Source organism: Nocardia sp. NPDC088792 (assembly GCF_044750615.1).
GTDB lineage: Bacteria > Actinomycetota > Actinomycetes > Mycobacteriales > Mycobacteriaceae > Nocardia.
This window is the reverse complement of sequence record NZ_JBIVKC010000004.1, coordinates 301,007-313,479: the sequence shown is the minus strand read 5'-3', so window position 1 is coordinate 313,479 and position 12,473 is coordinate 301,007. Positions and strand designations below refer to the sequence as shown.

The following is a 12,473-nucleotide window of genomic DNA, read 5'->3' as shown; positions in this document are numbered from 1 at the left end:
CTGAAGCTGTCGGCCACCGCGCCGGGTTCCTGCTGGGCTGAAGAACCGGGCTCGACTGTGACCCTGATCACGTGAGTTTATGCCCCGGGCGACTCATCCTCAAGGACGCTGAACAGCTTCGATCGTTGTGCGAATACCCAGTCGTACCAAGCGGGCAGGCCGGCGCCGGTGGTAGCCGAGAGCGGCAGCAGCTCGATACCGGGGTTGACAGAGTTCGCATATTCGCAACATTTGCCTAGATCGAAATCGACGTAGGGCAACAGATCGATTTTGTTCACCAGCACCAGGGCCGCGGCCGCGAACATGTGCGGATATTTCAAGGGTTTATCGGTGCCCTCGGTCACCGAGATCACCACCACCTTGGCGTGCTCACCAAGATCGAACAGGGCGGGGCAGACGAGATTTCCGACGTTCTCGACGAACAACAGCGTGCCCGGGTCCGGGTCCAGCGCTTCGAGGGCGTGGCCCATCATGGCGGCGTCCAGATGGCAGCCGGCGCCGGTATTGACCTGCACCACCGGGCGGCCCGTCGCGCGGATGCGCTCGCCGTCGAGCAGGGTCTCCTGATCGCCTTCGATCACGGCGATCGGGACCTCGGGCAGGTCGCGAAGGGTGCGCTCGAGCAGGGTGGTCTTGCCGGAGCCGGGGGAGCTGGTCAGGTTGAGCGCGAGGATGCTGCGCTCGGCCAGGCGCTGCCGAATGCCTTGGGCGAGTTCGTCGTTCTTGGCCAGCACCTTCTGCTCGAGGGTGATCGTCTCGGTGGGTGGCACGTGTACATGCTCGCCGGGGCCGTGACCGTGCTGATGGTCGTGCGGGCCCTCGTTGTCGTGCTGATGGCCGTGGTCATGATCGTGGTCGTGCGTGTGCTGATGCTCGGAATGTGAATGAGCGTGCTGCTCTGTGTGTGAATCATGTTGCGGTACAACGGTGATCACCGCTGCTCCGTCGTCTCCGCAGCCGCAGGTTGCGCACATGTCGTACTCACCTCCATCGACCGGATACGCAGCTCGCGCCCGGACTCGAGCTCGACGTCGGCACTGCCACACGGGCACAACAGGATCGGGCCGGCGAGAGCGAATCGATTACCGCACGTCCGGCACGACGCTGTGCCCGGGACGATGCAAATGTCGAGGTGCGCGCCGGCTGCGACGGTTCCCTCGGCGACCAGTTCGAAACAGAACTCCATGGCGTCGGGCACCACCGCGCACAGTGCGCCGACCTCGACCGTCACCCGGTGCACGCGCCTGCCGGCCGCATGCGCACAGACGGCGTCGATCACACTCTGGGTTATCGCCATCTCGTGCATGGCGGCCTCGGTTCGACGATCGGAGTAGCTTCACGCTACTCCCCGGGTCGAATGGCAGGGGCCCCTTCGGCGTTCAGCCCCGCGTTCCACTTCTCCTCGATCCGGCCGAACCGCCAGGTCAGCAGGGCGACGGCCCAGGTGAGAACGAACAATCCGACGACGAAGTAGCCGAGGATATTGAGATCGAGTCCGCTCAGCCAATTCCAGATCCCGCCGGTCCAGCCGAATTGCTCGGCGAGCAGTCCGAGCAGTTCCACACTGCCGATGATGAGTGCAACCGCAACCGACAACGCGGTGATCGTGATGTTGTAGAACACCTTGCGCACCGGTTCGGCGAAAGCCCAGCCGTAGGCGAAATTCATGAACGTGCCGTCGATCGTGTCGAGCAGGCTCATACCCGCGGCGAACAGCACCGGCAGGCACAGGATCGCGTACCACGGCAGCCCGGCCGCGGCGCTGGTGCCGGCCAGCACCAGCAGGGCGACCTCGGTCGCGGTATCGAAGCCGAGGCCGAACAGCAGGCCGATCGGGTACATCTGCCACGGCTTGGTGACCGATTTCATCACCGGGCCCAGCAAACGGTTGGCGAAACCTCTTCGGGCGAGCTGGTTTTCGAGCTCCGCCTCATCGAGATCGCCGCCGCGCATGCGCCGGAAAACCCGCAGGATGCCGATGAGCACGATGATATTGATGATCGCGATGATGTACAGGAAGGTGCCGGAGACCGTGGTACCGATCAAACCCGTGTAGTGGTGCAGGGACGAGGAATCGTCCTGGACCGGGCCGACAATGGTCTTCACGCCGATCGAGAGCAGCAGCGCCAGGCCGAACACCACCGTGGAATGCCCGAGCGAGAAGAAGAATCCCACCGACAGCGGCCGCTGCCCGTCGTGCATGAGCTTGCGGGTGGTGTTGTCGATGGCGGCGATATGGTCGGCGTCGAAGGCATGCCGCATGCCCAGGGTGTACGCGGTGAGTCCCACTCCGATACCGAGCGTGCGGTCGCCGAGGCTGAAATGCTGCGGCGCGACCAAGGTGACCAGGGTGAACCAGCCGATCACGTGCAGGCCGATGATCACCGCGGCCATACCGCCCAGGCGTAGCCACTCCTGTTTGGTGAGCGCGAGCCGATCGGTGAGGAATCGAAAGGGCCTGCGCTGCTGAACTGTCGACGTCACCGTCTGCCCTCTCCGTGCGAACCGAATTTCTTGAAGGTAGGCGCGAGCGATCCTTGTTGCAAGTCATTGGCAGGAGGGGTGGTGGTTCGCCGGCCGGGAACGCGTTGGCGGAGCCGGGGGTGGACGGGGCAGACTGTGGCCATGCCCGCAGTGCCGCATCATGCCCACGCCTCCGGAGGCGGTGCCCATGCCCCGATGGGGAATGGTGAGGAATATGCGCGCGGTCTACTGCGCGGTCGCGGATTGCGGTGCACCGCACCGCGATTGGCGGTGCTGTCGATCCTGGAGCGGGCGCGGGATCGCGGGCATCTCACGGTGTCGCAGATTCAGGAGCGGCTCGCCGAGGCCGGTCGCGATGTGGATCTCACGACCGTCTACCGCACTGTGTCAACGCTGGTTGATGCGCATGTGCTGCATGCCCTGGTCATCGACGAGCGCGTGACCAGCTACGGGCTCACCGATATTCCGCACCATCACGCGGTCTGCAACCGCTGCGGCGCTATCGACGAAGTCCCGTCCGAGCACCTCACCACCGCCCTGGCGGAGGCCCGCCTGCGCAGCCGATTCGCCCTGCCCGAGACCGCCGGACTCACCCTGCACGGGCTGTGCCCGAACTGCCAGCAGAGTTGATCGGTCGGTCAGTCTGCTCGTTGTTCGATCTGCGCGTTGCTCAATCTGCCCGGAGTAGCGGCTGGGTCGAGCATCGGAAGGCGCCGCCGAACAGTCGCGACACCGAGAAATCGATGTACTCCACGGTGATTCCGCGTGCCTCCAGCGCGGCGCCGACCCGCTCGAATTCCGGATCGGTGATGTAGGTCCGGGAATCGATCGGCAGCCCATTGGTGGCCATGGCCGCCGCCTCGTCCTCGCTGACCTCGATGCGGTCCCAGGCGCGCAAGGTTTCCGGGAGGCCGTCGGGCAGCCGGTCGGGGCAGGCGATCAGGAGACCGTCGCGGACCAGCCCGATCGCGCAATCGAGGTGCAGCACATGTTCGGGCAGTCGCACCGTGGTCACGGTGAATCCGAAGGGGCGCAGGTATTTCGCGAGCCACCGCACGCCGATCTCATTGGTGGCCATGCCCGAAAGGCCCACGAAAATCTGCTTTCCCAGCACCAGCACATCACCGCCCTCGAGGAACGGCCCGGCCCCGGGCTCACCGGGCGTGGATTTCTCCGGCTGCGGCAACGACACATAAGCCGCGTCGGAGGGCATGACCCGGTCCAACAGCAACTGCCGGCTCGGCAGCACTTCCATCCGCCGATGCGGAAACTGCAGCACCCCTTCGATCACATGCTCACCCACCGTGAACCACGGATCCCGAACGAAGAAATTGGCATACCCCGCACGACCCGCCGCGGCCCTCTCCGCCCGCGTCAACAACCGCGGCCGCAACACCTCGACCCCATGCCGCCGCAGCACTGCCGCCAACGCCGCCCGCTCGCCCTCCCAGGCCACCTGCTTCTCGGGATACACCTCGCCGAACGTCTTCCCCCACACCGCGTCGAGGATCTCGACGGCCCCGGCCTCGACCGGCATCGCATGCCCTGCAACCGAAGGATCGGCTGGCGCGCGGAACTCGCTCTGCGAAACCACCACCGTCTTCAACGGTGCGAACTCACTGTCCACGCGAACCAGCAAAGTGTCGGCAACCATAAGTGGAACGATATCCATCGCGCCGGGCCGATAGTCTCACGAGGTCGAGCGTGGAGGTCTGATGAAGACGATCGTGATCACCGGCGGTACCGACGGGATCGGGCGATACCTGGCCGACCACTATGCCGAGCGCGGTGACCGGGTCGTGGTCATCGGCCGGAACATTGAGAAGGGCAAGGCATTTCAGGATTCGGCGGGTGGGCGCGGAGTCTTCCTGCAGGCCGATCTCGCTCTGCTCGCGGAGAACCGGGCCGTCATCGCCACGCTACTGGCGGACTATCCGGTCATAGATACGCTGGTGCTGTGCGCGCGGTTCTACCGGTCGTACCGCGCGGAAACAGTTGAGGGCATCGAGAGCACCTTCGCCCACTTCTACCTGAGCCGCTACCTGTTCAGTCATGAACTCCGGCCGGCGCTGGAGCGGGCCGGCAAACCGGTGATCGTCAATGTCGCCGGACCCGGAGCGGATCTGTCGATCGTGCAATGGCGCGACCTCCAGTTCTCAGGCCACTACTCCGGTGGCGCCGCGCTCGGCCAGGGCGGCAAGCTCAACGACCTGCTCGGCGTCTCCTTCGCCGAACAGTATCCGGACGGCCGTACCCGCTATGTCCTCGTGCATCCGGGCGTCACCGCCACCAGCCAAGCCGGCGACTACGACCCGGGCACCGAGCTGATGGTCGAGCGCATGCGCACGTCCGCCAAACCGATTCCCCTCGCCGCCGATCCCATCATCGAACTGGTGGACGACCCGCCGACCGCCCTATTGAGCGCCTTCATCGAAGGTCACCGCATCCCGATAGAGGGCTCGCCCTTCGACCCGGCTGCCGCCCGGCAGTTGGACGAGCTCACCCGCAGGTTGCTCACCGTCCGCAACTTGATGCCTGATTAGCGGCATTCTCTATCGCTGTCGCCGAGCGCGGCGATACGGTCGTCACATCCGAGTGGAGGTGTCATGGGACGGATCGTTATGGCGGCGATCGGCGTGATCTTGTGCGTCGTCGGCGCGATATGGATAGTGCAGGGCGCTGGGTCTCTTCACGGGTCTCCGATGACCGGGCATTCCGAGTGGAGCTATATCGGTGGCGTGCTCGTCGTGGTGGGGGCGGGCTTGCTGGTTTGGGTGGGTTATCGGGTGCTGCGGCGGTAGGGCAGAGGCAAAGATTAAAAACTGGAGGTGTGGTTGCGTCGTCTGCCCTGCCGGACCGGGGCTGACGCCCAGTGGGGAGCCGTCACTCTCTATCCCAGCCCACGGACTGCACGCATCACCTTCTCGAGACACAAACCCGAAAAACCGAAACACGAAAACCGAAAGCACGAAAACCCCGGAACCCGAAGGAAACTGAAACAGGCACGACCAGTACACCAGTGCGGGGATATGTCTCATTCCCCCACGCTGGTGTACTGGCCGCGCCCCTTTCACACTCTCTAGACCTCTAGCCCACCGTCGAGCCCGCCCTCCGGCCTGGCTTGCGGTCCGGCTGCTGGCACGGTTTGCGATCCAGCGTCTGCCCCGGCGTCCGGCCCATTGTCTTGCGCCCCACCCGAACACGTCCGGCGCGCCAGCCATTCACGATGGCGGCGAGACTCCCGCTCGGTGCGTGCCCGAATCCGCGCCGCGGAATCCGCCAGTGCTTCTCTCTCGTGGTGGCGGTGGTTGACCTGCGCGATCCCACTCGGATCGATGTGGGCAGGTGCGATCCAGCCGGTGCGACCCGCATACGTCGAATCCTCGCCCAGTTTCACTGTTTTCCAGCCACCGGGCCCGTCGTGGACTCGTGCGTGGCAGGCGTCGCAGGCCAGGGTGAGGTTGTCGATATCGGTCGGGCCACCCTTGGCCCACTCGGTGACGTGGTGCACCTGGCACATGGTGGCGGGGGCATCACAACCCGGACGGGTGCAGCCGCGCTCGGCAGCGATCAGCGCTATCCGTTGCGCCGAGTTCGCCATACGAGGCACCTTGCCCGTCATTCGCTTGCCCTTACCCAGATACAGGGGCATGCCTGTGTGGTTGAGTACCGCCAGCCACGGAATCGACTTCTGTGCCAGTTTCAACGCCTCCTCGATCGAGACTCGCCCACCCGAGGCGGTCACGGCGACCCCGGCCGCGGTTTCGAGTTCGGCGACGGTCATGGTCACCACGGTGCTGACCGGCATCCCGCGGTGCTGGCCCAGGTGGGCCGGGCCCATTTCCGGGCGCAGCAACGCCAACACCGCATCATGATTACGCTGCCCGGCACTGCGCAGGTCGCGTTTCACGCACCCCTGCAGCACTTCCGGGTCGATCCCGTCACCGACGGAATCACCGGTAGTCCAGGGGCTTTGCGCGTCCTCGGGGTTACACATGCCCGGGCGCGCCAATTTCGCCAGCACCGGATCCAACAACGCCCGCAACTCCGGGGTGATCTCCCCACGAATCGCCGACATGCCATCCACACGTTGCTTACCGATGACCAGCTCCCGCATCCGCTGACGATCCTTGTCCTGCACCAAGACCCCGTCCGGATCCAGGAACGCCAGAATCCGATCACCGATCCTCGGCAGATCATCCGGCCAGCCCGTGCGCGCATACTCGGCGAGTTGCTGCTCGACCGCTTCGGCTTGTACCGCATCCACATGCATCGGCAACCGCTTCAGGATCTTCGCGATCCGCCACGCATGATCGACCGAGATCTCCCCCGCGGCCTGCGCGGCAGCAGTATGGGCCAACAGAGGTTCGAGTTCCTCCCCACCGATCAGACGCGGACCCAACAGCTTCGCCGCGTTCACCCGCGCGGCAGCCTCGGCATGCGACAGACGCAGCACCGTGCCCAGGTATTGGGCGGTGCTCTTGGCTCCCACTCGTTCGGGGATATGGCGTTCGTCGACCTCGGCCAGCAGCCGGTGTTCCACGGCGACCAAGCGCCTTTTGCTGGTTTCGATTTCGCGCAGGATCTCGGTGATCTGGTCGTCGGTGAACGGTGTCGGGTTCAACTCGGTCAGCGCGTCGACCGCGGCAGCGAAAGCTGCTGTGGCGTCTGCGGTGAACTGGTTCCCCCCGGTATCCATACCCCAATTCTACTATCGAACACACGTTCGAGCTAGTCTAATTCTGTTGTGATATAAGGCTTTTCAGACCTTGGGATCTTCGGTCCAGCTCTCCAGGAGTCGGCTCCAGTTGCTGTTGGCGCGGGTGATGAGGGCCAGTGATGCTTCGGGTGAGTTCTCGGTGAGGGGGTGGGCGACCAGGCCGCGTAGGTCGGTGGGGAGACGTAGGACGGCGAAATCGAAGCGACCGCTGCGTAATTGGGCGACTTGTGTGGTGGGGTCGGCGGGGACGTAGGTCGGGGTGATGGCGTGGCGGGTGGTCAGTTGGCGGTCGATTTCGGATAGGGCCGCTTGGGGGATATCCAATGGGAGGCCTATGCGGACTCGCAGGGGCTGGTTGCGGGCGAGGGCCAGGCCGGTGCGGAGTTCTTCGGTGGCTCGGTTGACGCTGGCCAGGAGTACTTCGCCGCTGGGTGTGAGGCGCATTCCGGTGGTGGTGCGGTCGAACAGTGTTGTGCCTACGCGTCGTTCGAGGAGTTTGAGCTGCTGGCTGAGGCTGGGCTGGGAAATGCCGAGTCGGCGGGCGGCGGCGGTGATCGTGCCGGTTTCGGCGATCACGGCCAGCAGGTTCAGGTGGCGGAGTTCGATGTTTCGCAGGTCGTCGATGGGGCGGGGCGGGCGGGTGGAGGAGCGCTGGCGGGGTAGCGAGGTCGAGATCATCGCGGGTCTTCCCAACTGGCTGCCACCGGTACGGGGGCGGCGGTTGCCGGTGCGGGAGTGGGGGCTCGGCGGCGGAAGAGGCGGGCGACTATCGGGACCATGGCGACCATCAGGACCAGGCGGACGCTTTGGACGCTGGTTATCAAGGGCATATTGGCGCCCATGTCCTGTGCGGTGGCGAGTACCGCATTGATGCCGCCGGGGGTGGTGGCCAGGTAGAGGTCGGAGAGGTTGAGGGCGACGCAGCGGGAGAGCAGGTAGGCCAGGGCGGCTATGGCTGCGGAGAGGACGGCGATGGCGAGGGTCATGCCGGGGATCATGCGGGCCATGGCCATCACCGTGGATCGGGTGAAGCGGGCGCCGACATCGAAACCTATGAGTACGAACAGTAATTCGCGGAAGAGGTTGGTGGGGGCGTAGCCGTGGCTGATGCCCATGGCGGTGATGGCGGCGGTGAGCAGCATGGGCCCGATGAGGGCGGGACTGGGGATGCGGAGCAGGTGGGCCAGCCGGAGTCCGATGAGGCCGAGCATGATTGCGATGCACAGGCCGGCGATCTGATCGCCGCGGCCGACGATCATCCAGTGCGGCAGATCAGGATTGGTGACACGGCTGAGTACGGGGGCGGCCTCCTCGCCGGAGCTGCCACGGCCGAGCAGATGGGTGACCAGCGGGGCGCTGAGCGCTACCAGCATGACGCGCAGGTATTGCATGAACGCCACCTGCCGGGAATCGGCATCGAGTTCGTCGGCGCAGGACACCACCGCCGCCGACCCGCCGGCCAGCAGCCCCAGCACGGCGGTGGGCAGCGGGATTCGAGTGCAGCGCGCGAACACCATGGCGACCAGCACGCTCACCACCAGGGTCGCGACGGTGATCCCCAGTACCGGAAGCAGTGCGACGCCGATCGACGACAGCAGCGAGGGTTCCAGATAACTGCCCATCAGCACGCCCATCATGGCCTGTACGCCGATCGATATCGGGCGGGGCAGTGGTGCGGGGAGGCGTCCCGTGATGGCCAGTACGGCGCCGGCGGCCAGGCCCAGGATCATCTGGGAGGCAGGGAATTGCAGTCGGTCCAGCACTTCTGAGGTGGCGAGCAGTCCGGTCAGCAGCAGTATCCAGCCGATCACCTGTCTCCATACTCGGGGGGCTCGGGCGAGCTCCACTGTTGCTTGCACTTTCACCGCTCAACTCCGTCCAACCTTGGCATGGCTCAATCTGAATCGGAAGACGGCGAGCAGGGCTCCCGCGCCGCCGACGCCGAGCAGCACCAGGCACGGGGCGATGACGGCTCCGAATCCGGCGCCGTCGAGAATGACGTCCTTGAAACCGCGCAGCGCCCAGTACTGCGGTGTGATCGGCGAGAGCGTCTGCGCCCAGTGCGGCAGGGTGTCGCGCGGGGCGATGGTACCGCCGAGCCCACCCAGTGCGAGCGAGCCGAGCTGCGCCATGATGGCGAGCTGATCGATGGTGCGGCACAACGACACCAGCGCGATGCCGAATCCCCAGGTAGCCACGGCCAGGGCGGCGGTCAGCAATCCGATCGCCGCGATCGGGCCCTTGCTGTGCAGATTGAAAACGCGGAACGCCACCACCCACAGCAGGGTGAGCTGCACCGCCGAGAAGGCCAGCAGCGGTAGCGATTTCCCGACGATGATCTCCGCCGCCCGAACGGGGGCGGCGCGCAGCCGATCCCAGGTGCCCCATTCGTGTTCCCGGAAGAACGAGGCGCCCAGCAAGGTCGTGATGAAGAAGGCGAACAGCACGATCGAGCCCGGTCCGGCCTGTTCCACGCCATTGGCGTGCGGATAGCCGGCGGAGAAACGCAACTGCGCCTTGTCGATCGGAGTCAGGAAGGCCATCATGCCGATCGGCAGCAGGGTGATCACGACCAGCTGCGCGGGATCGGAGCGGATGCGATGGAAGTCGGCCCACGACAGGGCGCGAACTCGGTCCAGTGCGGAATCATGCAAGAGCATCGGAACTCCTCTTTGCCGACTCGGCGATATCCGCCGAATCTGCTGTGCCCCCGGTAAATTCAGCCTCGGCGTCGGCCTCCGCGACGATGGCCAGGTAGGCGTTCTCCAGGTCGGGGTGGTGGATCTCCGCCGACAGCAGGCGTTCCGTCTCGCCGCCGAGCGCGGTGAACAGCTGAGCCAGCAGCTGCCCTGGCGCATCGGTCGGTATGCGCAACTGCCGGGCCTCGGCGTTGACCCGGTATGCGCTGAGCCGGTCCGGCACCGGCCCGGAGAACTCCAGGCTCACAGCGGATTTCGCATAGCGCCGGATGAGATCGGAGGCGAGACCGGTGGCGAGGATCCGCCCGTGGTGCAGGACCACCACGCGTGCTCCGAGCACTTCCAGTTCCGGCAGATAGTGGGTCGCGTACACCACCGCTGCGCCCTGGTCGGCCAGGTCGCGGACTTCGCCGAGCAGATCCTGGCGTGCCGACACGTCGGCGCCGACGGTGGGTTCGTCCAGCCACAGCACCTGCGGCCGGTGCAGCAGTGCGACCGCGGTGTGCAGTCGTCGCTGCTGACCACCGGACAGGTGATGCGCCCGGGTGTTCAGGAAGGGCGTGATCCCCAGGCGCGCGGCCACTTCCGCGATCCGCCCGGGCAGTTCGGTGCGTCCGACACCCATGAGCCGGCCGAAGAACTCCATGTTCTCGCGTGCGGTGAGCGTGGGATAGACGCCGAGTACCTGTGGCGCCAAACCCAATTGGCGGCGCGCGACCCGCGGTTGGGCGCCCATATCGATTCCGGCGACGCGTACCGTGCCCGAGTCGGGGCGGATCAGGCCCGCGGTGATCTCGGCCATGGTGGTTTTGCCGGCGCCATTGGGCCCGAGCAGGCCGAGCACCTCGCCGGGCGCGACGGTGAGATCGATTCCGGTCAGGACCTGTTTGTCACCGTAGGACTTGTTCAGCCCCTGAATTTCCAGCATGGCGCACCTCCTCTACCGATGTGGCCGGAACGGTCTCGACAGATGTGGCCGGGGTCTCGACCGATGTCGTCGGTGCGATCGAATGGTCCGGTTGCCCGGATTCCGTGACCCGGCTCTCCAGTACCGCCACTTCGCCGGGCGCGAAATCCGGTGCGGTGAAGGCGCCGACGATGGCGGCGGCGACCGGGCCCATGGGCGCGCTCGCGGCGCGACCGCCGGGCGTATTGGTGAGATCCGTCCACAGTCGTGGTGGGCGGACCACCGCGACCTGCCATGGATGGTGTTCGGCCGCGTATCGGGCGAGGGCCTCGGTGGCGCATTTCGCGGCGGTGTAGTGCGCCCACCAGCGTGGCGGATCGTCCACCGCGGCCGAGGAGACCAGCACCACGGTCGCGTACGGCCGCAGTCGGGTGGCGCACACCGACAGCGGGGCGAGCACCAATCGCGCACTGTCACCGATGAAGTCGGCCGCGCAGTCCACCGCGTCGGGAGCCAGCGGCAGACTCGGGATGGCCGGTGCGGCGGGAACGACCACGCCGTCGAGCGGAATCGCGGGCAGTGCCGCGGCCAGGGCGTGCGGGTTGCGGGCATCGGCCAGCACCAGTTTCAGCCGATCCCGGTACGGTCCCGCGGCGGCCAGCAGTTGGGTGGGTGGCCGGCTGCAGCTGACCAGTACGGTGGCGCCCTGTGCGGCCAGGCCGAGTGATACCGCCGCGCCGAGGCCGCGACTGCCGCCGACGACCAGGATGGTGCGGTCGGCCAAGAGGTCCGAAGGCGGCACGAATTCGGCGAGCGAATCGGGATTGGGCGCCGGGACCTGTTCTCGCACCAGGCTTTGCACGGTGACATCGGCGTTCACGCCGCACCGGGTGTGCGCCCGCAGCGTCACCAGGCCTGAGCGGCGATCGACTTCGGCTGCGTCGGTATGGAATTCGAGGGCGCCGAATCCGGCCTGCTGCAGGTCGATGGTGCAGGCCACCAGCAGGGCGTCGCGGCCGGGAGTGCTCATGCCGGTCCAGTAGCTCACCCAGCCGAGCAGGGTGGCGATGTGCTCGGGCACCCGGCCGCCGACCAGCCGCTCGGTCAGCTTCGCGATGAACCGGTGATCGGCGGCGTACGAACCCTGTTCCAGGCCGGGTGGATCGGCGGGATCGAACAGGCGGGGCCGGGGCCGGTGCGGCCGGGGGCGCACCGTGTGCTCGGAGAACCGCAGACCGGGGCCGAAGGTGCAGTGGATGCCGACGACCTCGACGCCGCCGAAGCTGACCCGCCCGCGAACCGCTCCGCCGTCGGCGCGCGTCCAATTGATTTCGTAGCGCCGTCCGGGGAGTACCGGTTGGCGGAAGGTCACCCGGATCTGTTCCAGCGCACGGGGATCGGTGGTCTCGAACAGGACGGCCAGCGCCAGGGTGAGGACCAGGGCGCCGTGCGCGATGGGCCGGCCGTAGGGGGAGCGGCGGGCGAAGTCCTCGTCGACGTGCAGTGGATTCCGGTCGCCCACCGCGTCCGAGTAGATGCCCACATCGCGGTCGGCGAGCCGGAATGCCCTGCTGCACAAGGGTGCAGGCCGGCCGTGCTTCGAGGCGGCCTCGAGGCGGGGAAGAGTTCTGGTGTTCATGACGGCCTCGTTACTCGTGACAGC

The 12,473-nt window shown here is 66.3% G+C and carries 13 protein-coding genes; 3 read left to right on the top strand and 10 right to left on the bottom strand.

The features are described 5' to 3' along the window. Positions 1-77 precede the first annotated feature (77 nt). Genes hypB through ACIP5Y_RS27905 form a run of 3 tightly spaced genes read right to left on the bottom strand, consistent with a single transcriptional unit; the run spans position 78 to position 2,484 of the window. On the bottom strand, positions 78-974 hold the full coding sequence (hypB, locus tag ACIP5Y_RS27915) for a hydrogenase nickel incorporation protein HypB (RefSeq protein WP_400354393.1): 897 nt from the start codon (positions 972-974) through the stop codon (positions 78-80). Beyond that, a complete protein-coding gene (locus tag ACIP5Y_RS27910) occupies positions 932-1,306 on the bottom strand; it encodes a hydrogenase maturation nickel metallochaperone HypA (RefSeq protein ID WP_400354391.1) in 375 nt (124 codons plus the stop codon). The genes hypB and ACIP5Y_RS27910 overlap by 43 nt, the downstream gene beginning before the upstream one ends. A 35-nt stretch (positions 1,307-1,341) precedes the next feature. Next, the gene (locus ACIP5Y_RS27905) at positions 1,342-2,484 is read right to left on the bottom strand and encodes a HoxN/HupN/NixA family nickel/cobalt transporter (protein ID WP_400354389.1); all 1,143 of its coding nucleotides are present in this window, start codon (positions 2,482-2,484) and stop codon (positions 1,342-1,344) included. A 195-nt stretch (positions 2,485-2,679) separates the two neighbouring features. Here ACIP5Y_RS27905 and ACIP5Y_RS27900 point away from each other — a divergent pair, with 195 nt between their 5' ends. After that, positions 2,680-3,114, top strand: coding sequence for a Fur family transcriptional regulator (locus ACIP5Y_RS27900; RefSeq protein WP_400354387.1), 435 nt, complete (start codon positions 2,680-2,682; stop codon positions 3,112-3,114). Between the two features lie 40 nt (positions 3,115-3,154). Here ACIP5Y_RS27900 and ACIP5Y_RS27895 read toward each other — a convergent pair whose 3' ends face one another. Further along, positions 3,155-4,138, bottom strand: a complete 984-nt coding sequence (locus tag ACIP5Y_RS27895) for a dimethylarginine dimethylaminohydrolase family protein (protein WP_400354385.1) — start codon at positions 4,136-4,138, stop codon at positions 3,155-3,157. A gap of 61 nt (positions 4,139-4,199) precedes the next feature. Between ACIP5Y_RS27895 and ACIP5Y_RS27890 the strand changes: the two genes are divergently transcribed. Next, positions 4,200-5,027 carry an SDR family NAD(P)-dependent oxidoreductase gene (locus ACIP5Y_RS27890; RefSeq protein ID WP_400354383.1) on the top strand — a complete coding sequence of 276 codons (828 nt, stop codon included), beginning with the start codon at positions 4,200-4,202 and terminating at the stop codon, positions 5,025-5,027. Between the two features lie 63 nt (positions 5,028-5,090). Continuing rightward, entirely contained in the window at positions 5,091-5,285 is a 195-nt protein-coding gene (locus ACIP5Y_RS27885) for a hypothetical protein (RefSeq protein WP_400354381.1), read from the top strand. Positions 5,286-5,563: 278 nt separating this feature from the next. Here ACIP5Y_RS27885 and ACIP5Y_RS27880 read toward each other — a convergent pair whose 3' ends face one another. The 6 genes from ACIP5Y_RS27880 to ACIP5Y_RS27855 all read right to left on the bottom strand — a co-directional run bounded on the left by ACIP5Y_RS27880 (position 5,564) and on the right by ACIP5Y_RS27855 (position 12,449). Further along, positions 5,564-7,183, bottom strand: a complete 1,620-nt coding sequence (locus tag ACIP5Y_RS27880; protein WP_400354379.1) for a DUF222 domain-containing protein — start codon at positions 7,181-7,183, stop codon at positions 5,564-5,566. A 63-nt stretch (positions 7,184-7,246) separates the two neighbouring features. Further along, positions 7,247-7,882 (bottom strand): LysR family transcriptional regulator, encoded by a 636-nt coding sequence (locus tag ACIP5Y_RS27875; RefSeq protein ID WP_400354377.1) that lies wholly within the window; start codon positions 7,880-7,882, stop codon positions 7,247-7,249. Beyond that, positions 7,879-9,015: an AbrB family transcriptional regulator gene (locus ACIP5Y_RS27870; protein WP_400354375.1), complete on the bottom strand. Its 1,137-nt coding sequence runs from the start codon at positions 9,013-9,015 to the stop codon at positions 7,879-7,881. The genes ACIP5Y_RS27875 and ACIP5Y_RS27870 overlap by 4 nt, the downstream gene beginning before the upstream one ends. A gap of 57 nt (positions 9,016-9,072) precedes the next feature. Further along, a complete protein-coding gene (locus tag ACIP5Y_RS27865) occupies positions 9,073-9,864 on the bottom strand; it encodes an ABC transporter permease (RefSeq protein WP_400354373.1) in 792 nt (263 codons plus the stop codon). Beyond that, positions 9,851-10,831 carry an ABC transporter ATP-binding protein gene (locus ACIP5Y_RS27860; protein WP_400354371.1) on the bottom strand — a complete coding sequence of 327 codons (981 nt, stop codon included), beginning with the start codon at positions 10,829-10,831 and terminating at the stop codon, positions 9,851-9,853. Before ACIP5Y_RS27860 ends, ACIP5Y_RS27865 begins: the two co-directional genes overlap by 14 nt. Next, positions 10,794-12,449, bottom strand: a complete 1,656-nt coding sequence (locus ACIP5Y_RS27855; protein WP_400354369.1) for an SDR family NAD(P)-dependent oxidoreductase — start codon at positions 12,447-12,449, stop codon at positions 10,794-10,796. Before ACIP5Y_RS27855 ends, ACIP5Y_RS27860 begins: the two co-directional genes overlap by 38 nt. Between the last annotated feature and the right edge of the window lie 24 nt (positions 12,450-12,473).

Excerpts from the sequence above, each read along its gene's own strand:
- hypB (WP_400354393.1), bottom strand. The coding sequence starts at position 974 with ATGTGCGCAACCTGCGGCTGCGGAGACGACGGAGCAGCGGTGATCACC.
- ACIP5Y_RS27910 (WP_400354391.1), bottom strand. The coding sequence starts at position 1,306 with ATGCACGAGATGGCGATAACCCAGAGTGTGATCGACGCCGTCTGTGCG.
- ACIP5Y_RS27900 (WP_400354387.1), top strand. The coding sequence starts at position 2,680 with ATGGGGAATGGTGAGGAATATGCGCGCGGTCTACTGCGCGGTCGCGGA.
- ACIP5Y_RS27895 (WP_400354385.1), bottom strand. The coding sequence starts at position 4,138 with ATGGTTGCCGACACTTTGCTGGTTCGCGTGGACAGTGAGTTCGCACCG.
- ACIP5Y_RS27890 (WP_400354383.1), top strand. The coding sequence starts at position 4,200 with ATGAAGACGATCGTGATCACCGGCGGTACCGACGGGATCGGGCGATAC.
- ACIP5Y_RS27885 (WP_400354381.1), top strand. The coding sequence starts at position 5,091 with ATGGGACGGATCGTTATGGCGGCGATCGGCGTGATCTTGTGCGTCGTC.
- ACIP5Y_RS27880 (WP_400354379.1), bottom strand. The coding sequence starts at position 7,183 with ATGGATACCGGGGGGAACCAGTTCACCGCAGACGCCACAGCAGCTTTC.
- ACIP5Y_RS27875 (WP_400354377.1), bottom strand. The coding sequence starts at position 7,882 with ATGATCTCGACCTCGCTACCCCGCCAGCGCTCCTCCACCCGCCCGCCC.
- ACIP5Y_RS27865 (WP_400354373.1), bottom strand. The coding sequence starts at position 9,864 with ATGCTCTTGCATGATTCCGCACTGGACCGAGTTCGCGCCCTGTCGTGG.
- ACIP5Y_RS27860 (WP_400354371.1), bottom strand. The coding sequence starts at position 10,831 with ATGCTGGAAATTCAGGGGCTGAACAAGTCCTACGGTGACAAACAGGTC.
- ACIP5Y_RS27855 (WP_400354369.1), bottom strand. The coding sequence starts at position 12,449 with ATGAACACCAGAACTCTTCCCCGCCTCGAGGCCGCCTCGAAGCACGGC.